Genomic DNA, 616 nt, shown 5'->3' on the forward strand with positions numbered 1-616 from the left:
CGCACCGACAACTCCCGGGGCACGAAGCAGACCGTCGATCGCAGCATCAGACGCCACCAGAAATCCACGTCGACGAGCTGATAGATGTCGTTCCGCAGGCCGCCCGCCTCCAGCGCCAGCCGGCGCCGAAACATCACGCAGGTCGGCTCGCCAATCCAATTGCCGGCGCCGCCGCGGAGCAGCTGCTGCGCGGCGAGCCAAGGCCCGCGGTTGCGCTCGCGAAGCCGCCAAAAGTGTTTGTGCGCAGGGCCCACTCGGCGCCGCCACGGAAGATTCTCGTCCTGCACCACCCGCCGGGGGGCGAACGCCATTCCCACCGCGGGGTCGTCGAAGCACGGGAGGAGCGCCTCGAGCGCCCCCGGGAGTAACCAGTCATCGCCATGGACGAACTGGATGCACGTGCCCCGCGCGAGCTCCAGACACTTGTTGTGGTTTCCGTTCAGGCCGAGGCGGGACGCGTTGCGCACGAGCCGGTCTCCGGGCCGCAGCATTGTCTTGGCGATTGCGGCGCAATCGTCGGACGAACAGTCGTCGACCACCAGGATCTCGAACTCGACGCCGTCCTGCTCGAGGATGCTGCGCAGGCAACGCTCGATGGTGCCGGCGTTGTTGTACA

The 616-nt window shown here is 67.5% G+C and carries 1 protein-coding gene; it reads right to left on the reverse strand.

Annotated elements, in window-relative coordinates; genetic code table 11:
* Nucleotides 1-616 (reverse strand): glycosyltransferase family 2 protein (locus A5673_RS22810; RefSeq protein ID WP_068237881.1); only part of this gene is annotated, 616 nt, incomplete at both ends.

This window comes from Mycobacterium sp. E3198 (assembly GCF_001667015.1).
GTDB lineage: Bacteria > Actinomycetota > Actinomycetes > Mycobacteriales > Mycobacteriaceae > Mycobacterium.